The following is a 22,342-nucleotide window of genomic DNA, read 5'->3' as shown; positions in this document are numbered from 1 at the left end:
GGATATGACGCCGATGCCGGTCGCCGTGGGGCCGCACCGCTCCCCGCTGCTGGAGAAGGCGATCGCCGACGGCGGCGCAACCCTGGCCGAGATCGACTCCGCCCGCGCCCTGGTCTGGGACGGCGACCCGCCCGGATTCCCGGAGCGGCTGCCCGCGAATATCGAATGGGTGCAACTGTTCTCCGCGGGAGTGGAGAAGTGGTTCGACACCGACGTGTTCGAGCGTCACCCGGGTGTCGTATTCACCTCCGCCGCCGGAGCATTCGCCAAGAGCGTCGCCGAGCACGCCCTGGCACTGCTGCTGGCCGGTGTGCGCTACCTGCCCGAACAGCTGCGGGCCCGCACCTGGCGGCAGTCCGAATTCTTCCCGCACATCGGCACCCTGCGCGGGGCCACCGTGACCATCGTCGGGGCGGGCGGCATCGGTCGTGAGCTCATCGACCTGCTGCACCCGCTGGGCGCACACGTCATCGCGGTGAATCGGTCCGGCACACCGGTTTCGGCGCCCGGTGTGGTGGAAACCGTTCCGGCACAGCAATTACCGGAAATCTTGTCACGGACCGACCATGTGGTGGTGGCCGCACCGGCCACGCCCGAAACCCGGCATCTGGTCGGCAAGAACGAACTGGCACAGCTGAAACCGACCTCCTGGGTCATCAATATCGCACGCGGCAGCCTGATCGACACCGATGCCCTGGTCACCGCACTGCGTGAGGGCACCATCGGTGGCGCCGGTCTCGACGTCACCGATCCCGAGCCGCTCCCCGACGGCCACCCACTCTGGGAGCTGCCGAATGCGATTGTGACACCGCATGATTCGAACCCGCCCCAGCTGCGCACCGTCGCCTTCGCCGACCATGTGCGGGACAATGTGGCCCGCTTCGTCACCGGCCGCGACCTGATCGCCCGCATCGACGTCACCGCGGGATACTGATGCTGCCGCCATCGCCGCTGGTCCGCGTCGTGGAGCTGGTGCGCTACGGCCTCGCCGAGGCCTATCGCCGCCTGGTACCCGGACGCCTCGCGCTGATGGAGATGCTGGTGGCGGGCTGGCTGACCCAGGCCATCCACGCGGCCGCGGTCCTCGGCCTGGCCGATGCGCTCGACGAGCGGCCGCTCACCCTGACCGAGCTGGCCCGCGCGGTCGACGCCGACGAGGATGCCCTGCGCCGATTGCTGCAGTTGCTGATCGGCCACGGCGTCTTCGCCCGCCGGCGCGACGGCACCTACACTCTCACCCCGGCCGCCCGGGCGCTGCGTCGCGACACCCCGGACTCGCTGCGCAATGTCGCCCTGTTCTTCGGCTCGGCACCCCATCGAGACCACTGGTCGGGGATCGTCGACGCGGTGCGCACCGGCAGACCGGTGGGGGCGCAGCCGGACGGCACGGTCTTCGAATCCCTACGCGCGGACCGGGAATTCGGCGAACTGTTCGATCTGGCGATGACCGGCATCGGCGCGCTGTCCACCGAGGCCCTGCTGGGCGCGTACGACTTCACCCGATTCCCCACCATCGTGGACGTGGGCGGCGGCCACGGCGCCCTGCTGACCGAAATCCTTTCTCGCGCACCGCGTTCGCGCGGGATTCTCGCCGAACTGCCCGAGGTCACCGCCGCCGCCGACGCCCGGTTCGCCGCCGCGGGACTCGCGCAGCGCGCCACCGCGGAACCCGGCTCGTTCTTCGATTCCGTTCCCCGCGGCGGCGACGCCTACCTGCTCAAACACGTCGTGCACGACTGGCCCGACGACAGCGCCGTGCGGCTGCTGCGCAGCGTGCACGCGGCCATGACGCCGGACGCGCGGCTCCTGGTGGTGGAAATCGTTCTCCCCCACAACGATCGACCGCACCCGGGCAAGTACATCGATCTGGAGATGCTGGTCAACAGCGGCGGCCGCGAACGCACCGAGGCCGAGTACCGCGCCCTGCTCGACGCCGCCGGATTCACCGTCACCCGGGTGATCCCCACCGCCGCACCGGAATCCATCATCGAGGCACGCCCGGCCTGATCGGCTATCCCACCTGGCCGCCCTCGTCCGGATCGACGAATTCGATGCCGGTGACGATATCGGGGTGGATGCGGACGATGTGATCGCGCGGCCCCGGCAGCCAGGGCCGCAGCAGGTCGCGGTAGTGGGCGATCTCGGCGCGGTCGGTGATCGGCTCGGCGGTCCCGGTCACGATCACACACCAGCCGCGGTGGGTCTGCTCGTCGATGATGTCGGCCTCGTAGGCGACCACCTGCCGATCCGGGGCCAAGGTGGCGCCCCGGTGCGCGTGGATGATGATGGTCTCCTCGTCGAGGAGATGATTGACCGGACGGATGGTCGGCAGGGCGTAGCGGGAGTAGACGATGCGGCCGACGTGCACCTGCCCGAGCAGATGCAGCGATTCGGCGAGGGAGAGATCCCGCGATACCTGCTGGACCGGGTCCGCCGCGGCGCGCCGGGCCCGTTCTCGGTCGAGATCGTGAGTGGCGGAGGTGGACGAACTCGGCGGTCGCGTGAACCGTGAGTATTCGTCCGCTCGGCTGGTCATTACGCTGTGTGCCCCGCTCGTCGTCAACCGCTTGGCATCGGTTCACCATCACGTTCCCCGAATCGCAACCGACCAAACCAAACGGTGCTAGAAAGATTGAGTATCTCGGTGGGCGACATCGGCGCTGGGGGTATGCATGAGACGCCAGACACGGGCGACGACAATCGGCCGCTGATGCCGGACGAGCCCCATCAGCTCGACGAATTCGCGATCGGACTCTCGGAGCTGACCGCGCTGCTGCTGTCGACCTCCGATGTGGAGGGGTCGCTGCACGAGATCGCCGACATCACCTCCAAGATGCTGCCCGACAGCCCGATGGTGGCGGTGACGCTGCGGCGCGACGGCGACGAGATCACCGTCGCCTCCACCGGCCCGCACGCGACGGTGATCGACGAATTGCAGCGCACTCAGGGTCTGGGGCCGTGTCTCGAGGCGCTGCACACCGCGACCACGGTGGCGATCACGGATATGGCGACCGAGCGGCGCTGGGGTTCGTATCCGGCCAAGATGCTCACGCACGGGGGATTCGCTCGGTGCACTCCCAGCCGTTGCTGGTGGACGGCGCGGCCGTCGGCACACTGAACCTGTATTCACCGAATCCGTACAACTTCGGCCCCTCGGCCCTGCGGGCCATCGCACTCACCTGCGTGCACACCGCTCTACTGCTGGGCGCCGCGATCAACAGCGCACGGCAAGCCGAACTGACCGCCCAGCTGCAGTCGGCGCTCGCCTCGCGCTCGATCATCGATCAGGCCTTGGGTATCACGATGGCGCAGCGCCGCTGCGACCGCGACGCCGCCTTCCGGATGCTGCGCGCGACCTCCCAGCGGGAGAACGTCAAACTCGCCACCGTCGCCGCGCGGATCATTCGCGCGGTGACCGGAAGCGATCCGACTCCACCGCATTTCAATCTCCCCACACGCCCCAAGAAGTTGCGGAGAAATTCTTGATCGCTCGGTGACTCCGCCGGGACCCGCTGGGTTTACACTGCTCATGTATTCGCATCCTCCCGAGTCCAGTAGAGCGGCTGCGATCTCCTTTTTCGATGCCGGAGGGTCACATCCATGTCCGCCGCTACACATCCTGGGAATCAGGCCGCCGCCGTGGTCACCGAGCTGGTACCGTCGACACCCGTCCACCGCGCCTTCGATTCGACCATCGAGCCGACCGGCGTGCCGGGATCTCTTCCGGAGTCCAACGACCGCCTCGTGCGGCATCTGTTCGATATCGGACTCCAATTGCATTCCGTTCGAGCGGTATTCGAACGCGACAGCTCCACCGCCGAGGAGATTCGCGCGGCCAGTGACTCCGTCTTGACGGTGCTCGACGATCTCGACACCCTCATCCGCGACGCGGGGCTGGCCATGCTCGATCTGGCCATGCAGCGGGAACCGGTCCGCAGCAACGGCGCCACCCGCGTCCGGCGGCGTCGCCGCGGGTAGCCGACGATCGGGTCAGCCCAGGGCCCAGCGCCGCGTCGCGGGCAGGATGCCGAACGTCCGCTCCACCAGATCGCTCCACCCGTCGGCCAGCGAGGCCAGCAGGAACCAGGCCGCGTGGACCCGCTCGTCGGTCACGTCGTCGACGCTGCGCAGCAGGTGGGTGGCGCGGACCTGGGCGGCGGCCATCCCGTCCACGATCGCACCCAGCGATTCCGGCCGAGGCCGGCGCGCGGTGTGCGCACCCACCCAGTCGTCGATGCGGGCGACCAGTTCGCTTCGACGGCAATCGATCTCGGCCGCGCGCAGGGGGTGCTCGCGGCGCACCAAGTGCAGTTCCGCCAAGTCACGCGCCCAGCGGGTGATCGGATGGTCCTCGGGCTGATCGCCGATATGCCCGCAGAACGCCGCCAGTAGTTCGTGCCAGTCGGGTGGAGTGGGTCGGGCGGCGCGGCTGACGGAGGATCCGGCGGGTGGCGCATGGATCCCACCATCCGGTTGCGGTACGTACATCTCGGTGTACCTCCAAGGCGGCGATCGGGCGCACCCGGCGCCGCACGCGGACGGCCGGACCGCGAGCCCGGTGCGGCAAGGGCGGACCGCACCGGATCCGGCGCGCCGCAATCTGCGAAGGGGACATCTCCTGCGGCGCCGGGTGCAGTTCCAGGATGCGCGCTTCGCGCGGCCCTCCCACTGCCCTTTCGGTGGCCTTCCGATGACCAACCGCAAGGGATTTCGCCTCGCCTGGCCGACCGCCCGGTACCCCGCTACGCTACGTTGCAGGCTCGTGACGATCGGTGAAGGGTGTTTGTCGGCGTGAGTTGGTCTTTCACACCGGACGAGTTCGCGCACGTTTGGCGAGAGACCGATCTGGATCGCCATCCCTTTCCGATCCGGATTCTGGAAAGCCCGCGCACCGAGGACGAGGCCGCGGCCCTGCGCCGTGATCTGCAGGGGCGCATGCCTTCCGGCGCCGATCCGGATCTGTCGGCCTGCCTGCGCATCCTGGCGAAGCCGCATACCCGCGTCGTGGCCATCGGCGGTGGGCATAGTCCCGGCAGCGAGATTCGCGTGCTGGGCGCCGCGGTCTACGACCATGCGGTGCTGGCGGTGCAGGAGCCGGGGCGCTCGCCCGATTTCGGTGGGCGCGTCAGCATTTCGATCGGGCACAGCACCAAGCTGGGTGCACGCATCGCCGCCCTGCTGCCCGATGCACCGCCCGGTCACGAACCCGCCCGGTCCGCCCCGGCGCAGGCCGTGCGCGACGAGGAGACGGTGATGGCCACCTCGCCGCTGGCTCCGCGCATTCGGCGGCTGCTGTTGAAACCGCATACCGCCGAGGGACATATTCGGATCGAGGCGCGGCTGGACCGCGACGACCGGCCCGCGCCGGTGTACTACACGTGGATCGATGTCGCCGGTGACGGCCGCTACCTGATCCGGGCGGGCGAGCAGGTGCACGTGGTCCCGGCCTCGGCGCAGCAGATCGGCGTCCACCTGCAGAAACGCATTCCGCACTGAGTGGCGTTCCGGGGTCGGGCGCGCTCGATGTGCTGACCGGATACCGGCCGACCGATTAGGCTGAGTCACGACCGACCGGATCTCAGGGGTACGCATGACGATCGAGACCAGCCAGGCCGACATCGCCCGGTTCCTGCAGGCGGCTCAGAGCGGAACCGTGCGCTTCGATCCGGCCGCGGCGCGCCGATGTGCGGAACTCTACGAGCAGCAGGCCGATCGGCTTCGCTACCTGCAGCAGCGCCTGGAATCGGTATCGGAACTGCACGGGTTCGGCGGGTTCTTCTCCGCCGAGCAGCTGCAGGCCGGGTTCGGGCGCAAGGCCCGCGACGCGGCGGAGCTGCTCGACCGGTACATCGCCGCCTCCTATCGGATGAAGGAAGCCTTCCTGATCAGCGCCGGACTGTACGAGGAGGCCGACGCCGCGCACACCGCCGCCCTGCGGGCGATCTCGTCGAGGCCCCCGCGATGACCACCGAATTCCGGTACGGGCCGCGGCCGCGCCGCACCGATCCCGAATACATCAGCGCCATGGAACATTTCGAGTCCATGACGCACGAGCAGATCCATGCCGGGACCCAGCGGATCGATGCCGGTGAGATCCTGCAGGCCTCGCTGGTGTGGCTGGAGGGGGCCGGCACGCTGACCGCCTCGATGCCGCTGACGCGCGGCAATGCCGATCGGGTGATGAATTCGGTCGGCTGGGAGGGCGCCGCCGCCGAGGCCGCCTACGCCTGCACCCGCAGCTTCGCCGAATCGATGGACGAATTGGCCGCCGTCATGGGCGAGGTCGGCGCCCGCCTGGGCGCGGTGGCTGCCGCGGCCGAGGCGGTGAAGCTGGCCGTCGTACCTCCCGGCGACTCCGGCCCCATCGGCGCCATCGCCCGCGCCCTGGAGGCGGCCCGCATCATCGACGCCCACCTGGCGGCCGAAGCCATGCGCCAGGAAGCGGTCCTGGCCATGAACATGATCTACAAACCGGCCTACTCCGCCGCAGGTTCCGGCGTCCCTTCCCTACCCGAACCCCCTCAGCTACCCGGCGCCCCCGACACCGCGCCCGAGTCCGAGCACCCGAAACCACCTGTTCCCCAAGCTCCGCCACAGCCAGGCCCACCCCCGGAGCAGCCCCAGCCGCCCTCCACACCCGAATCACCTACTCCCCCAACGCCTCCCAGCACCCCGCCCCCGGCACCGGAGGCTCCGCCGTCGACAACGCCACCCCCGGGGGCGCCACATCCGACGCCAACCCCGACCCCGGAGACACCACAGCCGCCGGAGACACCACAGTCAACAACGCCCACTCCGACCCCCGGGCCCCCGCAATCGACGACACCAGCACCCGCCCCGACACCCCCGCACACCCCCGAACCCTCTTCTCCCCCAACGGTTCCCCCCACAACCTCCCCTGGCTCACCCACCCCTACCCCGGCGCCGACCACACCTCCGCCAACCCCCGAGCCGCCGCCCACCACACCACCCCCGAGCACGCCCACACCCGAAACCCCCTCTCCCACAGCACCTTCACCCACACCGAGCGCACCACCACCTACACCGACCCCAGAACCCCCACCCCCAGAGGGCCCACCGCTCACCGACGAGGGCGGCCAACCCGGCGTAACCGGCCCAATCCCAGAGGAATCCCCCACCCCCACCCCCGACCAGCCAGGCGTCATCCCACCCACCCGCTGAAAACCCTGCTCCCCCAGAAGAACAAAACAACTCGGCGATGCCCCAATCTGCCACCAAGTCCGCCCCCTGGTGGAGACCTTCGTTCCCCGGCACCCGCAGAGCCATTCCGCCCCTCCGGCCCGGCGAAGCCACCCGGTCCCACACCCGCGAAGCCACTTCGCTCCCCCGACCCCGGCGAACCACCTCCGATCCCCACACCCCCAGAGCCATTCCGCCCCTCCGGCCCGGCGAAGCCACCACGGTCCCCACACCCGCGAAGCCATTCCGCTCCCCCGACCCCGGCGAACCACCTCCGATCCCCACACCCCCAGAGCCACTTCGCCCCTCCGGCCCGGCGAAGCCACTACGGTCCCCACACCCGCGAAGCCACTTCGCTCCCCCGACCCCGGCGAACCACCTCCGTTCCCCGTACCGGCGCGCCAGCGCCGGTACGGGGATTACACCTTCACCAAATCGTCGGCGTGGATGACCGGGCGCTGCATGTTTTCGGGGAGGTCGGTGGTGGAGCGGCCCATCATGGTTTGGAGTTCGGTGCTGTCGTATTCGACTACGCCGCGGGCGACCGTGCGGCCGTCGGGGGCGATCAGGTCGACGACGTCGCCGCCGTAGAAGCGGCCGCGGACGTCGGTGATGCCGGCGGCCAGCAAGGAGCGGCGGCGGTCGGCGACGGCCTGGACGGCGCCCTCGTCGAGCGTGATCGCGCCGCGGCTGTCGGCGGCGTGGCGGACCCAGAATTTGCGGGCCGACAGGCGGACCGGGCGGGCGGCGAAGGCGGTGCCGACGGTCGCGCCGGACAGGGCCGCGGCGGCCTCGGAGGCGGCGGCGAGCAGGACCGGCACGCCCGCGTCGGCGGCCAGCCGGGCCGCGGACAGTTTGGAGGCCATGCCGCCGGTGCCGAGGGCCCCGCCGCTGCCGGCGATCACGCCGTCCAGGTCGGCGCTGCTGCGCACCTCGGGGATAAAGTTTGCGGGCCCCTTGCGAGGGTCGCCGTCGTAGAGGCCGTCCACATCCGACAGCAGCACCAGCGCATCCGCGCCGACCAGGTGGGCGACGAGGGCGGCGAGCCGATCGTTGTCGCCGAAGCGGATCTCCTCGGTGGCGATGGTGTCGTTCTCGTTGACGATGGCCACCGCGTGCAGCGCGCGCAGCCGGTCGAGGGTGCGCTGCGCATTGCGGTGATGTTCGCGACGGGAGAAGTCGTCGGCACTGAGCAGAATCTGCCCGACCACCCGCCCGTACCGCGCGAACGACGTCCCCCAGGCATGCGCCAGCGCCAGCTGCCCGACACTCGCCGCGGCCTGCTTGGTCGCCAAATCCTTGGGCCGAGAAGTCAATCCGAGCGGCGCGACCCCCGCGGCGATGGCCCCCGACGACACCACCACCACATCCGACCCGGCCCGCATCCGAGCCTCCACCGCATCGGCAAGCCGATCCAGCCGCGAGGTATCCAATCCCCCTTCGAGACTGGTCAACGCCGACGACCCGATCTTCACCACCACACTGCGCGCCCCCGCCACGGCCCGCCGCGCGTCACTGACCTCCCGCCCCAACTCAACTCGCGTCATACCGAACCCCCACTCACCCGAACAGTCTGCATCCCAACCATTCTCACCCCACCGCGCCCAAATCCCGCACAGCCACAATCGTGTGCACCAGCTTGCAGGGGACGAGCGCAACCGCACCCTTTCTTCGCAGGCGAACCCGTTTCAGGGTGCTGGAGAGGGTGCGGGTGTAAAGACGGGGTGCGGCTGGTGGGGGTGCCGGCGGGGAGGGTGCGGGGGGTCACTCGTGGTCCTCGTCCTCCGAGACCAGGCCGCGGCGGACGCGGGACGCGTGTTTGCGTTCGGCGGCCGAGATGCGGTCGGTCTGGCCGAGGCGGGGGTCGGTGCCGCGGCCGGTCATGACGACGTCGATGCCTGCGGAGATCTGGGGTTCCCAGTCGAAGGTGACGTCGCCGATGGTGACCGGTGCGCCGGGCTCGGCGCCCAGGCGCATCAGTTCCTCCTCGACGCCCAGGCGGGCCAGGCGGTCGGCCAGATAGCCGACGGCCTCGTCGTTGTCGAACTGGGTCTGGCGCACCCAGCGCTCGGGCCGGGTGCCGTGCACGATGAAGCCGCCCTCCACCTCCGGATCGGGCACGACGCTGAAACCGCTGTCGTCCACCGCGATGGGCCGGATCACCGGGCGCTTCGGCGCCGCCTTCGGATGGGTCTCGCGGTACTCGCGAACCATCTCCGCGAGCGCAAAGGTCAACGCCCGCAAGCCTTCCCGACTCACCGCCGAAATCTTGAAGACGGGCCACCCGCGCGCGGCGAAGTCGGGGGTCACCATATCGGCGAGCTCGTCGGCATCGGGGATATCGGTCTTGTTGAGGATCACCACGCGCGGGCGGTCGGCCAGCTCGCCGAGCCCCGTGTCCGCCTTCAGCGCCGGCTGGTAGGCCGCCAGCTCCGCCTCGAGGGCATCCACATCCGACACCGGATCACGGCCGGGTTCCAGGGTCGCGCAGTCGACCACGTGCGCGAGCACCGCACACCGCTCCAGATGCCGCAGAAAGTCCAGGCCCAGGCCGCGTCCCTCGCTCGCGCCGGGAATCAGCCCGGGCACATCGGCGACGGTGAAGGTGGTGTCACCGCTGGACACGACCCCCAGATTCGGCACCAGTGTGGTGAACGGATAGTCGGCGATCTTCGGCTTGGCGGCCGAGAGCACCGATACCAGCGACGATTTCCCGGCCGAGGGGAATCCGACCAGGCCCACATCGGCGACCGACTTCAGCTCGAGGACGAGGTCGCGCTCCTCGCCGTCCTCACCGAGCAGCGCGAAACCGGGCGCCTTGCGCGCCTTGGACACCAGCGCCGCATTGCCGAGCCCGCCCCGGCCACCGCGCGCGGCCACAAAGCGGGTCCCGCCGCCGACCATATCGGCGAGCACCTTGCCGTCGGCGCTCATCACCACGGTCCCGTCCGGCACCTTCAGCAGCAGTTCGCCGCCGTTCTTGCCGTCGCGGTTGCCGCCCTCACCGGGCCTGCCGTTACCGGCCTTGGCGTGCGGATGGAAGTGGAAGTCCAGCAGGGTGTGCACGTTGGGATCGACCTCGAGGATCACATCCCCGCCATTGCCACCGTTACCGCCGTCGGGCCCACCGAGCGGCTTGTACTTTTCGCGATGCACCGATGCACACCCGTGGCCGCCCTTGCCCGCGCGGACATGCAGCACGACGCGGTCGATGAACTTGGACATGTTCTCGATCATCCTCCTTCTCGAATCGTCGGCTGCTTCTGGAGACAGCGAAACGGGCCAGGGTGTCTGCCACCCTGACCCGCTTCGAAGTATGTGTGGAAAGGCTCCGGCGCGGCTCAGGCCTGCGCCGGCTCCGGAACCACGATGTTGACGGTCTTGCGGCCGCGCTTGGTGCCGAACTCGACCGCGCCCGCCGCGAGGGCGAACAGGGTGTCGTCGCCGCCACGGCCGACGTTCACGCCCGGGTGGAAGTGGGTGCCGCGCTGACGAACCAGGATCTCGCCGGCCTGGACGGACTGACCGCCGAAGCGCTTGACGCCGAGCCGCTTGGAATTCGAATCGCGACCGTTACGGGAGCTGGATGCACCCTTCTTATGTGCCATAGCTGTCGATACTCCTCGTACTGGGGGCGGGACCCCGTAGCGGCTTACTTGATGCCGGTGACCTTCAGGACCGTCAGCTTCTGACGGTGGCCCTGACGCTTGTGGTAGCCGGTCTTGTTCTTGAACTTGTGGATGCGGATCTTCGGGCCCTTGGTCTGATCGACCACCTCGGCGGACACCGAGACCTTGGCCAGCGCGTCCTTGTCGGTGGTCAGCTTGGCGCCGTCGACAACCAGCACCGGCTGCAGCGACACGGCCGTGCCCGGCTCACCCTCGATCTTCTCGACCTTCACCAGGTCACCGACCGCGACCTTGTACTGCTTTCCGCCGGTCTTGACGATCGCGTACGTTGCCATCGGTCGGCTGCCCTCTTTCCTCTACTAGTGCTCGGCACTTTGCTTCGCGCGGCCGGCCTGCCGGTTCGCACCGGAAACCGCCGCAAGTGGTCTGATAATCACCGCCGCCTCAGCGCCTGGTGGCTCTGGGTGGAACCGGGCCTCGTCTTCATGGACGACCAGGCCGCGCAGCAGAATGCTGTCACCGGGCAGCGACTGTCCAAGATTACAGGACAGTCACCCTCGCAACCAAACCGGGGTGACCCCCCTCATGGTTCCGGTCAAAAGTACGCCGGAACCATGAGGGAATCGACGTCGGAACCGGAACCATGAACGTGGGGCTCAGTCGGTTTGCTCGGGAGCCCCGGCGGCCCGCCCGGCCGCACGGCGGCGCGGGCGGTTGCGCGGGGGCAGTTCGGGCGGGGTGACATCGTCGAGGGTGAAGCTCGGCTTCTGCTCCTGATCGGTGTTGGACAGGACGAACACCGCACCCTTGCTGTCGCCGGTCGGGGCCGCCGCGGTCCGCGCGACCCGGCGACGCCCGCGCCGGTGACCGTCGGTCGCCGATTCCGTGCTCGCCGCCGCTTCGTCGGCCGCCGCGACCGGCTCTGCGGCCGTCTCGCGGACATCCTCGGTCTCGGCCGGACTGCCGGTGTCTTCGGCAGTCTCGGCGGGAGCGGTCTCCGCGGCAGGAGCGGTCTCGGCGGAAGCGGCCTCGACGGCCTCCTTCGTCTCGGACTCCGTATCGGGCACGCGGTCCACGTCGGCCCGGTCCGCTGTGACGTCCTCGCTCACCGCGACATCGCCGGTGTCCGCGGCGTCGGCCGCACCGGCCGCGACGCTCTCGGCCCGCGCCTCCCGGCGCATCGCCCGGCGCGCGGCGCGTCCCGCACGGCCGCCTCGACCGCTCGTCGCCTCGGCGCGCCCGGCCCGGTCGTCCGACACGATCTCGACATCGTCGGCGATCTGCGCCTCGACGGCCTCCGCCACCTCGGACTCCGCCAGGTCCGTGGGCACCACGTCCTCGGCCTGATGCGCGGCCATGGCCAGCGCCACCGGATGGGCCCGCTTGACCGCCGCCTCCTCCTCGGGATGGGCCTCGACCGGTACGGGCGCCGGGGTGCTCACCGCCTTGTCCTTGCGGCGACGCCGACCCTCGCGACGGCCCACGCCCTCCTCGGTGGGCGCGGTCTCGACCGGGTAGTTGTGCACGACGATGCCGCGCCCGTGGCAGTGCTCGCAGGTCGTGGAGAACGCCTCGACCAGGCCGGTGCCCAGCTTCTTACGGGTCAGCTGCACCAGCCCGAGGGAGGTCACCTCGGACACCTGATGCCGGGTGCGGTCGCGGCCCAGGCATTCGGTGAGGCGGCGTAGCACCAGATCGCGGTTGGACTCCAGCACCATATCGATGAAGTCGACGACGATCATGCCGCCGATATCGCGCAGCCGCAGCTGGCGCACGATCTCCTCGGCCGCCTCCAGGTTGTTGCGGGTGACCGTCTCCTCCAGATTGCTGCCGCCCGCGCCGGTGAACTTGCCGGTGTTGACGTCGATGACGGTCATCGCCTCGGTGCGGTCGATGACCAGCGTGCCGCCCGAGGGCAGCCACACCTTGCGGTCGAGAGCCTTGGCCAGCTGCTCGTCGATGCGGAAGCTGCCGAAGACGTCGACGCCGCCGTTGTCGTAGCGCTCGATGCGGGCCAGCAGATCCGGGGCAACCGTGCGGATGTAGTTCTCGACGGTCGTCCAGGCCCGGTCGCCCTCGATGACCAGCTTGGAGAAGTCCTCGTTGAACAGGTCGCGGATGACCTTGACCAGCAGGTCGGGCTCCTCGTAGAGGGTCTTCGGCGTATTCGACCCGTTCTTGGACTGCTCCTCGATGGTCTTCCAGGTCGCCTGCAGCCGCTCCACGTCGCGGGCCAGCTCGGTCTCGCTGACCCCCTCGGAGGCGGTGCGGATGATGACGCCCGCGTCCTGCGGCACGATATCGCGCAGGATCTCCTTGAGGCGCTTGCGCTCGGTATCGGGCAGCTTGCGGCTGATGCCGGTGGACGTGCCGCCCGGCACGTAGACCAGGAAGCGACCGGCCAGGCTGATCTGAGTGGTCAGCCGGGCACCCTTGTGCCCGACCGGATCCTTGCTGACCTGCACCAGCACGGTATCGCCGGGCTTGAGCGCCTGCTCGATCTTGCGTTCCTTGCCGCCGAGCCCCGCGGCCTCCCAGTTCACCTCGCCCGCGTAGAGCACGCCGTTGCGGCCGCGGCCGATGTCGACGAACGCCGCCTCCATGCTGGGCAGCACGTTCTGCACCTTGCCGAGGTAGACGTTGCCGACCATGGAGGCCTGGCCGGTGCTGGTGACGAAGTGTTCGACCAGGATGTTGTCCTCGAGCACCGCGACCTGGATGGTGGCGGCCGGGTGCTCGGCGAAGGTCTTCTCGCGGACCACCATGACGCGGTCCACCGATTCCCGGCGGGCCAGGAATTCCGATTCGGTCAGGATGGGCGGGCGGCGGCGGCCGGCCTCGCGACCGTCGCGGCGGCGCTGGCGCTTGGCCTCTAGACGCGTCGAACCGCTGATGCCCTGCACCTCGTCGACGGCGCGGCGCTTGTTGCGCGGCTCCCGCTCGTGCACGACGGTGTTCGGCGGATCGTCGTCCGACGGTTCGTTCTCGGCGTCCTCACCGGCCTTGCGGCGACGACGGCGACGGCGACGACGGCTCGAACCCTCCGGAACCGCGGCGTTGTCGGAATCCTCGGCGCCCTCGTCGGTGGAATCGCCGTTGTCCGCCGATTCGGCATCGCCGTTCTCGGCCGACTCGTCGGCGTGCTCGGAATCGGAGTCGCCCTCGGACTCGGTGTCGTCCTGGTCGCTGTGCTGCTCGCCGCGGCCACGTCCCCGGCCCCGGCGACCGCGCCGGCGACGACGCGAGCGACCGCTCTCCTCGCCGCGGTCCTCGGCGGACTGCTCCTGCTCGTCCTCCCACTCGGCGTCGGGCTCGGCCTCTTCGGCCGTCTCCTCGGCGGCCTCCCGGGCCGCTTTGGCCTGGCGTTCCTGGGCTTCGCGTTCCTGGGCTCGGCGCTCCTCGGCCTCCCGCTCCTGCTTGCGCTGGCGACGCAACTCCTCGGCCCGCGAGGCATCCGGCGGCAGGAACAGCGGCGCCGCGACCACGGCGGCGGGTTCGAAGACGACGGGCTCGGGGGCCTGGGTTTCGGCCTGGAACGGGCTGGTGAACAGCGACTGCGGACGCGGCGGCGCGGACGGCGGCGGCTCCGGCGGCCCACCGGCCTCGGGATGGGCCGTTCCGACCATGGCCGGAACGGGGGCCGCGGTCTGCTGCGAGGACTCGGCCTCGGCGTCGGTAGCGGACTCCTCCGCGGCCGGTTCGGCGACGGCCGTCACCTCGGTGGCCTCGGCGACCTCGGTTTTTGCGGGCTCCTGGGTTTCGGAGGTGGCGCCTTCGGTGTCGGCGGGAACGAGCGCGTCACGCACGGATTCCGCGACGGTGCGGTCCAGGCTCGATTGCGGGCTGCGTGCCTCGGCCCCCAGTTCGGTCAGATGGGCCAGTATTCGTTTGCTGGTGGTCCCCAGCAGCTTCGCCAGCGCGTGGACCCGGATACGTTCCGGCAACTGCGCCGCCTCCCCTGCCCCTATCGCCTCGTTCGAAGCGTGATCACCATTGTTGTTGTCCTGCGACGTATCCAGCGGCTCTTGATCGGCCACGAAATCTCCTCGGGCCCCCGGGCGCGTCCCTCGGAGAGTGACGCGGCCGTCGCGGGGGCGCTGTCAGTTCGCCCCACGCCCTCAGGGGGCGCGAGGTCATATGGTCTCGCCCCGCGTGCCCGGTTATCACCATGTTGTTCGTCGTTCGGGGTAACTGGTCACGCGGCGCCTGGCTGTTGGCTTCAACACCAGGGCTCGAGCGCTCATCCAGCGTGCCGCCGGCCAGCCGAGTCTTGGGAACCGTCCGGGGCAGCGATGATCGGCGTCGAACCGCGGTGCCATCGGTTGCGGTCGCCACCTGCCGCAAACGGCGGGCGTCGATCACATCCAAGCCCAGTATCCCATACCGCGAGCCGGGTGTTCGCCATCGGCGTACGACCGCGGTAGTGCCGGGGAGACCGCTACTGCGCGATTTCGGGGAACCAGAGGGAGACTTCGCGCTTGGCGGATTCGGGCGAGTCGGAGCCGTGGACGAGGTTGAACTGGGTTTCCAGGGCGTAGTCTCCGCGGATGCTGCCGGGCACGGCCTTCTCCACGGGGTCGGTGCCGCCGGCGATCTGGCGGAAGGCGGTGACGGCCCGCGGGCCCTCGAGGACGGCCGCGACCACCGGGCCGGAGGTGATGAACTCGATCAGCGAGCCGTAGAACGGCTTCTCGGCATGTTCGGCGTAGTGGGCGGCGGCCAGCTCCGGAGACACCCGCTTCAGCTCCAGTGCCACGAACTTCAGGCCCTTGCGCTCGATGCGGGTGATGATCTCACCAACCAGGCCCCGGGCCACGCCGTCCGGCTTGATGAGTACCAACGTCTGCTCAGTCACGGGCGTCACTCTAACCGGCACCGGTGCAGGAAAACGAACCGATGGCTGTCAGGAGTCGCCGGACAGGCGCTGGCTGGGCAGCAGACCCTGATCCATCCGGCGTTTGACGTCGGACCGCAGCACCAGGATGAACGCCCAGACCACGGCGAATACCACCCCGATCACGGCGATGGACAGGTGGATGAATCCGCCCAGCAGCACCAGCACCTGCAACCCCAGGTTGAACGGTATGGCCCACGGCCGCCGCTGCATCCCGGAGCCGAGGATCATCAGCACCGCCAGCCCCACCAGATACGCGACCGACCACCAGCTCAGACCCCCGCCGACCGCGTCCACGACCGGCAGTGCCAGCAACACCGTGATGGCCTCGAGGATCAGCGACCCGGCCATGACGCCGCGCAAACCCTTCCACGGGTCGGTGGCCGGGGGCGGCACCTTTTTTTCGCTCACGCCGGATCCTTTCCGAACAGGGAACGGGCCGCCCCCGCGGTGACGACGGAGCCGGTGACGATGATTCCCGCCCCGGATACGGGCTCGCCGGTGTCCCCGGCCTCCTCGGCGATGGCGATGGCGGTTTCCACCGCGTCCGCGAGGGCGGGGGCGGTGACGACGCGTTCGTCGCCGAAGCGCTGCACGGCCAGGTCGGCCAGATCGTCGACGTCCATGGCGCGCGGAGATCCGTTGGTGGTGACGACGATCTCGTCGAGGACCGGCTCGAGGGCCTCGAGGATGCCCGCGGCGTCCTTGTCGGACAGCACCGCGACCACGCCGACCAGCTTGCGGAAATCGAATTCGTCGCTCAGCGTCGCCGCCAGCGCCTGCGCACCGGCCGGGTTGTGGGCGGCGTCGAGGAAGATGGTCGGGGCGCTGCGCATGCGCTCCATCCGGCCGGGGCTGATCGTGGCGGCGAAGCCCGCGCGGATGGTGTCCACATCGAGCTGCTTCTGCGCCCCCGCGCCGAAGAACGCCTCCACCGCGGCCAGCGCGAGCGCGGCATTGTGCGCCTGATGCTCGCCGTGCAGCGGCAGGAAGATCTCGTCGTACACACCGCCCAGGCCCTGGATCTCGAGCACCTGGCCGCCGACCGCGACCCGCCGCGACAGCAGCCGGAACTCCGCACCCGCACGGGCCACGGCGGCATCGGTCTCCACCGCGCGCCGCAGCAGCACCTCCATCGCCTCGGGAGCCTGCTCGGCGATGACGGCGACCGTCTCGCGCGGCACGAGCGCGTCCTCGGGGGCCTTCTTGATGATGCCCGCCTTCTCCCCCGCGATCGAGGTCAGATCCGGGCCGAGAAAGTCCATGTGGTCCAGGCCGATCGGGGTGATCACCGCGACCTGGCCGTCGACCACATTGGTGGCATCCCAGGTGCCGCCCAGTCCGGTCTCCACCACGGCGACGTCGACCGGCGCCTCCGCGAATGCCGCATAGGCCATCGCGGTGAGCACCTCGAACTTGCTCATCCGCGGACCGCCCGCGGCCTGCGACTGCTGATCGATCATCTCGATATAGGGCTGCAGTTCGCGGTAGATCTCCACGTAGCGGCCGGGGCTGATGGGCGCGTTGTCGATGGCGATGCGCTCGGTGGCCAGCTGCAGGTGCGGGCTGGTGATGCGGCCGGTGCGCCGGTGCAGCGCGGTCAGCAGGGCATCGATCATGCGCGTGACCGACGTCTTGCCGTTGGTGCCCGCGACCTGGATGGCCGGATAGCCGTGCTGCGGCGAACCCAGCAGGTCCATGAGCGCCGCGATCCGGGTCAGCGACGGTTCGATCTTGGTCTCCGGCCAGCGCTGGTCGAGTTCGGCCTCCACCAGCGCCATTTCGGCCAGCTCCACCGGCGACGGCCCGGAGTGCAGGCGCTCGGATCCGCCGTGCTGCCGCTCCTCGCCGGTCACTTGGCCGCCGCCAGACGCGCGATCTCCTCCAAGCGGGCGCCGATGCGGTCGACTTCGGATTCGGCGACCTCCTTGCGGGTGCGGATCTTGGCGACCACGTCGTCGGGGGCCTTCGCCAGGAAGGCCTCGTTGCCGAGTTTGGCGGTGGTGCCCGCCAATTCCTTCTGCGCGGCCGCCAGATCCTTCTCCAGGCGGCGGCGTTCGGCGTCGAGGTCGACCGCGCCGGAGGTGTCGAGTTCGACGGTGACGGTGGAGTCGGACAGGCGCACCTCCACCGAGGCGGTGGCCGAGAAGTCCGCGCCGGGTTCGGTGAGCCGCGCCAGGCTGGCGATCTCGGCGTGCAGGCCGGACAGGTCGGCGGTGTCGATACCGATCAGCTTGGCCGCGACCTTCTGCTTGTCGGTCAGGCCCTGATCGCTGCGGAAGCGGCGGATCTCGGTGATGAGCCGCTGCGCGTCGGCGATGCGCCGGGCCGCCGTCGCGTCGGCGGGCACACCACCGGCCTGCGGCCACTGCGCGATCACGATCGACTCACCGCCGGTCAGCGCCCGCCACAGCGTCTCGGTGACGAACGGGATCACCGGATGCAGCAGACGCAGCACCGAATCCAGCACGGTCCCGAGCACCACGCGGGTGCGCTCGGCGCGCTGCTCGGACTCGGCGAACTGCACCTTCGCCAACTCCAGATACCAGTCGCACAGCTCGTCCCAGGCGAAGTGGTACAGCGCCTCGCACGCCTTGCTGAACTCGTAGCGGTCGAAGGCCGCGTCCACCTCCGCACGCACCTCGTCGAGGCGGCCGAGGATCCAGCGGTCGGCGTCGGTGAGAGACGTGCGATCGAGTGGGAGTCCCAATCCCCCTTCCCCGGCATGTCCCAATCCCCCTTCCCCGGCATGTCCCAATCCCCCTTCCCCGGCATGTCCCGATTCCCCTTCCCCGGCATGCTTTTCGCCGGGGACAGCGCCGTTCATCAGGGCGAACTTGGTGGCGTTGAACAGCTTGGTGATGAAGTTGCGCGAGGCCTGCACGTGTGCCGGACCCACCGACAGGTCACTGCCCGGCTGCGCACCGCGCGCGAGGGTGAATCGCGTTGCGTCCGCGCCGTATTCCTCGATCCAATCCAGCGGGTCGATACCGATGCCCTTGGATTTGGAGTACTTGCGGCCGAATTCGTCCCGGATGAGCCCGTGCAGGAAGACGTCCTTGAACGGAACCTGCCGCTGCCCGGCCGGTTTCCCGGCGGTGATGGCCGGGTCGTCGGAGACGAACATGCCGAACATCATCATCCGGGCCACCCAGAAGAACAGGATGTCGTAGCCGGTGACGAGCACGCTGGTCGGATAGAACTTCGCCAGTTCCGGGGTGGCCTCGGGCCAGCCCATGGTCGAGAAGGGCCACAGCCCCGAGGAGAACCAGGTGTCGAGCACGTCCGGGTCCTGCACGTAGCCCTCGGGCGCCTGCTCGTCCGGTCCGACACAGACGATTTCGCCGTCGGGGCCGTACCAGATCGGGATGCGGTGACCCCACCACAGCTGCCGGGAGATACACCAGTCGTGCATGTTGTCGACCCAGCCGAACCAGCGCGGCTCCTGGCTGGCGGGGTGGATCACGGTGTCGCCGTGGCGAACAGCGTCACCGGCGGCCTTGGCCAGCGACTCCACCTTCACCCACCACTGCATCGACAGGCGAGGCTCGATCGGCTCGCCGCTGCGCTCGGAGTGGCCGACGCTGTGGACGTAGGGATGCTTGCGCGCGACGACACGGCCCTCTTCGGTGAGCCGCTCGCGCACCTTCAACCGCGCCTCGAAGCGGTCCATGCCGTCGAATTCGGTTCCCGTGCCGGTGATTCGGCCGCTCTCGTCCATGATCGTCGGCATCGGCAGATTGTGCCGCAGGCCGATCTCGAAGTCGTTCGGATCGTGCGCCGGGGTGATCTTCACGGCGCCGGAACCGAATTCCGGGTCGACGTAGTCGTCGGCGATGATCGGAATCTGCCGGCCGGTGATCGGGTGGTAGAGCGTGGTGCCGATCAGATCCTTGTAGCGGTCGTCGTCGGGGTGCACCGCGACGGCGGTGTCACCGAGCATCGTCTCCACGCGGGTGGTGGCCACGATGACGTGCGGCTCGTCGTCGCTGAGCGAACCGTAGCGCAGCGAGACGAGTTCGCCCTCGACATCCTTGTAGTCGACCTCGAGGTCGGAGATGCCGGTCTTCAGCACCGGCGACCAGTTCACCAGTCGCTCGGCGCGGTAGATCAGCCCGGCGTCGTAGAGCCGCTTGAAGATGGTCTGCACCGCGCGCGAGAGGCCCTCGTCCATGGTGAACCGGTCCCGGCTCCAGTCCACGCTGTCGCCGAGGCGGCGCATCTGACCCTGGATGGCGCCGCCGGATTCGCGCTTCCAGTCCCAGACCTTGTCGATGAACAGCTCGCGGCCGAAGTCCTCTTTGGTCTTGCCGTCGACGGAGAGCTGCTTCTCCACGATGTTCTGGGTGGCGATGCCGGCGTGGTCCATGCCGGGCAGCCACAGCACCTCGTAGCCCTGCATGCGCTTGCGGCGAGCGAGCGCGTCCATCAGGGTGTGGTCGAAGGCGTGGCCCATGTGCAGGTTGCCGGTGACGTTCGGCGGCGGTAGCACGATCGAGTAGGCGGGCCTGTCGCTGGCGGCGTCGGCGGTGAAGTAACCAGCGGCTACCCAGCGTTCGTACAGGTCGGCCTCCACATCGCTGGGATTCCAGCTCTTGGGGAGGGCATCGGCACGATTACGCGAGTTGTCAGAGGCTGTGCTGGTCACCGTGCGATTCTAAGGACAAGGGGCCGAATAGCCGAAGAGCGGGGTTTTCGGCGGATGAGGGACACCGAAAACCCCGCTCACGTTCTTCAGATTACCGCCGATCGGGCCGGGTCTGGGGAATCCATATGCAATTCTCAGGTTTTGCCCGAATCCGTTGTGTTGGTGCAGGTTTGCTCTTCAACGAAGCTGAGAACTCTGACACAGTCGCGGGTCCGGGATGTGTGCGAGAGCACAATCGGCGCGCCGACACGCGCGGCCTCAGGCCAGGGCGGAGTCCTCCTCGACCAGATCGGCGTTGATCGCGATCGCCGTGGCCGCGGCCGCACCCGCGGCGGTGATCACCTGCATGCGCGCATCCGCGACATTGCCCGCCGCCCACACCCCCGGCACCGAGGTGCGCCCCGCCGGATCGGTGACGACCCACCCGCCGGCGTCGATCTCGCAGCCGAGCGCGGAGAGCACCGAGTTGTCGGGCACGAAGGTGGGCCCGACGAACACCACCGAGCGCGGCACGGCACGGCCGTCGGCGAGCTCCACACCGCGCAGCCGGTCGCCGGTGATCGCTAGATTCGTCACCTTGCCGTCGATGATCTCGACCCCGCGCGCGGTGATGCGGCGGCGCTCCTCGTCGGTGAGCTGCAGGGTGTGCGGGAAGAAGATCACGTCGTCGGACCACTGCGGCAGCAGCAGCGCCAGATGCACCGCCCGCGCCAGCGCCCCGGGTTCGGTGCCGCCGATCAGGCCGATCGGCTGATCGGACACCTCGTGACCGTGGCAGTACGGGCAGTGCAGCACATCGCGTCCCCACCTCTCGCGCACACCGGGGATGTCGGGCAGTTCGTCGCGCAGGCCCGCGGCCACCAGGATCCGGCGCGCCCGCAGCATCTTTCCGCTGCCCAGCCGGAGGGTGAAACCCAAACCACATCCGGCGTATTCGGCGCCGGTCACGCGGTCGTCGATCAGTTCGACCCCGTAGCCGGCGACCTCGCGGCGGCCGGTGGCGAGCAGTTCCGACGGCGGCATGCCGTCGCGGGACAGGAAGCCGTGCATGTGTTCGGCGGGTGCGTTGCGCGGCTCGCCCGCGTCGACCACGGCCACCCACCGCCGGGAGCGGCCGAGCAGCAGCGCCGCCGACAGACCGGCCGCTCCGCCGCCCACGATCACCACGTCATACATCGTTTCACTCATGGCCGCGACGGTGCCGCAGCCCCGGCATTGACGGCAAGGCGTTTTGCCGATTCCGGGAATTCGGGAAATATCGGAGCGTGACCAGCGACCCGACCCTCACCACCGCCCTCGCCGACATCGGGCCGCGGCTCAAGCGGTTGCGCCAGGACCGCGGCGTCACGCTGGCCGTGCTCGCGGCGAAAACCGGAATCTCCAAGAGCACGCTGTCGCGCCTCGAGTCCGGGCAGCGCCGCCCCAGCCTGGAGCTGCTGCTGCCGATCGCGCATGCGCACGAGGTGACGCTGGACGAACTGGTGGCGATGCCGCGCACGGCCGACCCGCGGGTGCAGGCCCCGGCCCGCCGGGTGAACGGGCGAACGGTCCTGCCGCTCACCCGGCGGCCCAGCCCGCTGCACGCGTACAAGATGGTGATCCCCGCCGACCAGACCTGGCCGGAGGTGCGGGTGCACGAGGGGCACGAATGGCTGTATGTGCTGTCGGGGCGGCTGCGGTTGGTGCTGGGCGAGCACGATCTCGAACTCGGGCCGGGCGAGGCCGCCGAATTCGACACCCGCCAGCCGCACTGGTTCGGCAGCACCGGGGCCGGGCCGGTGGAGATCCTGAGCATCTTCGGCGGACAGGGCGAGCGGATCCATCTGCGCGCGCGGCCGAAGAGCCGCTGACCTCTTCGTGTGGCGCATCTCACTGCGATGCGTTCGTGAGCCGGGACTCATCCCCTTGCCTCCCCGGGCCGGGTGGAGTCTGCTGGCTATTACATAGCAATCACCGCGCTGTTCGACCGGC

At 69.4% G+C, this 22,342-nt stretch carries 21 protein-coding genes; 9 read left to right on the top strand and 12 right to left on the bottom strand.

Going from position 1 to position 22,342, the window contains the following annotated elements; genetic code table 11:
* Nucleotides 1-4: 4 nt before the first annotated feature.
* A complete protein-coding gene (locus tag IU452_RS24005; protein WP_195111705.1) occupies nt 5-934 on the top strand; it encodes a D-isomer specific 2-hydroxyacid dehydrogenase family protein in 930 nt (309 codons plus the stop codon).
* Nucleotides 934-2,007, top strand: a complete 1,074-nt coding sequence (locus IU452_RS24000; protein ID WP_195111408.1) for a methyltransferase — start codon at nt 934-936, stop codon at nt 2,005-2,007. The genes IU452_RS24005 and IU452_RS24000 overlap by 1 nt, the downstream gene beginning before the upstream one ends.
* 4 nt (nt 2,008-2,011) lie before the next feature.
* Here the strand turns inward: IU452_RS24000 and IU452_RS23995 are convergent, their stop codons facing one another.
* A complete protein-coding gene (locus IU452_RS23995; protein WP_195111407.1) occupies nt 2,012-2,536 on the bottom strand; it encodes a pyridoxamine 5'-phosphate oxidase family protein in 525 nt (174 codons plus the stop codon).
* Nucleotides 2,537-2,710: 174 nt separating this feature from the next.
* On the opposite strand from IU452_RS23995, the gene IU452_RS23990 reads away from it, so the two are divergent.
* From IU452_RS23990 to IU452_RS23980, 3 genes are all read left to right on the top strand, one after another.
* A complete protein-coding gene (locus IU452_RS23990) occupies nt 2,711-3,118 on the top strand; it encodes a GAF domain-containing protein (RefSeq protein ID WP_195111406.1) in 408 nt (135 codons plus the stop codon).
* Entirely contained in the window at nt 3,070-3,486 is a 417-nt protein-coding gene (locus IU452_RS39000) for an ANTAR domain-containing protein (protein WP_195111405.1), read from the top strand. The genes IU452_RS23990 and IU452_RS39000 overlap by 49 nt, the downstream gene beginning before the upstream one ends.
* A 114-nt stretch (nt 3,487-3,600) precedes the next feature.
* On the top strand, nt 3,601-3,978 hold the full coding sequence (locus IU452_RS23980) for a hypothetical protein (protein ID WP_195111404.1): 378 nt from the start codon (nt 3,601-3,603) through the stop codon (nt 3,976-3,978).
* Between the two features lie 12 nt (nt 3,979-3,990).
* Here the strand turns inward: IU452_RS23980 and IU452_RS23975 are convergent, their stop codons facing one another.
* Complete coding sequence (locus IU452_RS23975; RefSeq protein WP_228818656.1) at nt 3,991-4,488, bottom strand: DUF4254 domain-containing protein; 498 nt, start codon at nt 4,486-4,488, stop codon at nt 3,991-3,993.
* A 303-nt stretch (nt 4,489-4,791) separates the two neighbouring features.
* Here IU452_RS23975 and IU452_RS23970 point away from each other — a divergent pair, with 303 nt between their 5' ends.
* The 3 genes from IU452_RS23970 (at nt 4,792) to IU452_RS23960 (ending at nt 7,182) form a co-directional block, all read left to right on the top strand.
* Entirely contained in the window at nt 4,792-5,496 is a 705-nt protein-coding gene (locus IU452_RS23970) for an ESX secretion-associated protein EspG (protein WP_195111403.1), read from the top strand.
* A 94-nt stretch (nt 5,497-5,590) separates the two neighbouring features.
* A complete protein-coding gene (locus IU452_RS23965) occupies nt 5,591-5,965 on the top strand; it encodes a hypothetical protein (protein WP_195111402.1) in 375 nt (124 codons plus the stop codon).
* Nucleotides 5,962-7,182, top strand: a complete 1,221-nt coding sequence (locus IU452_RS23960) for a hypothetical protein (RefSeq protein ID WP_195111401.1) — start codon at nt 5,962-5,964, stop codon at nt 7,180-7,182. The genes IU452_RS23965 and IU452_RS23960 overlap by 4 nt, the downstream gene beginning before the upstream one ends.
* A 437-nt stretch (nt 7,183-7,619) precedes the next feature.
* Here IU452_RS23960 and proB read toward each other — a convergent pair whose 3' ends face one another.
* The 10 genes from proB to IU452_RS23910 all read right to left on the bottom strand — a co-directional run bounded on the left by proB (nt 7,620) and on the right by IU452_RS23910 (nt 21,559).
* Nucleotides 7,620-8,747 carry a glutamate 5-kinase gene (gene proB / locus IU452_RS23955; protein WP_195111400.1) on the bottom strand — a complete coding sequence of 376 codons (1,128 nt, stop codon included), beginning with the start codon at nt 8,745-8,747 and terminating at the stop codon, nt 7,620-7,622.
* A gap of 217 nt (nt 8,748-8,964) precedes the next feature.
* A complete protein-coding gene (obgE, locus tag IU452_RS23950; RefSeq protein WP_195111399.1) occupies nt 8,965-10,425 on the bottom strand; it encodes a GTPase ObgE in 1,461 nt (486 codons plus the stop codon).
* Between the two features lie 116 nt (nt 10,426-10,541).
* Nucleotides 10,542-10,808, bottom strand: coding sequence for a 50S ribosomal protein L27 (rpmA, locus tag IU452_RS23945; protein ID WP_195111398.1), 267 nt, complete (start codon nt 10,806-10,808; stop codon nt 10,542-10,544).
* Nucleotides 10,809-10,852: 44 nt separating this feature from the next.
* Nucleotides 10,853-11,164, bottom strand: coding sequence for a 50S ribosomal protein L21 (rplU, locus tag IU452_RS23940; protein ID WP_195111397.1), 312 nt, complete (start codon nt 11,162-11,164; stop codon nt 10,853-10,855).
* Between the two features lie 321 nt (nt 11,165-11,485).
* On the bottom strand, nt 11,486-14,866 hold the full coding sequence (locus IU452_RS23935; RefSeq protein ID WP_195111396.1) for a translation initiation factor IF-2 N-terminal domain-containing protein: 3,381 nt from the start codon (nt 14,864-14,866) through the stop codon (nt 11,486-11,488).
* A 401-nt stretch (nt 14,867-15,267) separates the two neighbouring features.
* Complete coding sequence (gene ndk / locus IU452_RS23930) at nt 15,268-15,684, bottom strand: nucleoside-diphosphate kinase (protein WP_195111395.1); 417 nt, start codon at nt 15,682-15,684, stop codon at nt 15,268-15,270.
* A 48-nt stretch (nt 15,685-15,732) separates the two neighbouring features.
* Nucleotides 15,733-16,074: a DUF4233 domain-containing protein gene (locus tag IU452_RS23925; protein WP_195111703.1), complete on the bottom strand. Its 342-nt coding sequence runs from the start codon at nt 16,072-16,074 to the stop codon at nt 15,733-15,735.
* Nucleotides 16,075-16,130: 56 nt separating this feature from the next.
* Nucleotides 16,131-17,504, bottom strand: a complete 1,374-nt coding sequence (gene folC, locus IU452_RS23920) for a bifunctional tetrahydrofolate synthase/dihydrofolate synthase (protein ID WP_195111702.1) — start codon at nt 17,502-17,504, stop codon at nt 16,131-16,133.
* 71 nt (nt 17,505-17,575) lie between these two features.
* Nucleotides 17,576-20,371 carry a valine--tRNA ligase gene (locus IU452_RS23915; protein WP_195111394.1) on the bottom strand — a complete coding sequence of 932 codons (2,796 nt, stop codon included), beginning with the start codon at nt 20,369-20,371 and terminating at the stop codon, nt 17,576-17,578.
* A 258-nt stretch (nt 20,372-20,629) separates the two neighbouring features.
* Nucleotides 20,630-21,559 carry an NAD(P)/FAD-dependent oxidoreductase gene (locus IU452_RS23910; protein ID WP_195111393.1) on the bottom strand — a complete coding sequence of 310 codons (930 nt, stop codon included), beginning with the start codon at nt 21,557-21,559 and terminating at the stop codon, nt 20,630-20,632.
* A 77-nt stretch (nt 21,560-21,636) separates the two neighbouring features.
* On the opposite strand from IU452_RS23910, the gene IU452_RS23905 reads away from it, so the two are divergent.
* Nucleotides 21,637-22,221, top strand: a complete 585-nt coding sequence (locus tag IU452_RS23905) for a helix-turn-helix domain-containing protein (RefSeq protein WP_195111392.1) — start codon at nt 21,637-21,639, stop codon at nt 22,219-22,221.
* The last annotated feature ends 121 nt before the right edge of the window (nt 22,222-22,342 follow it).

This window comes from Nocardia transvalensis, assembly GCF_015477765.1.
GTDB classification, from domain to species: domain Bacteria; phylum Actinomycetota; class Actinomycetes; order Mycobacteriales; family Mycobacteriaceae; genus Nocardia; species Nocardia transvalensis_A.
This window is presented reverse-complemented; position numbering and strand designations above follow the sequence as displayed.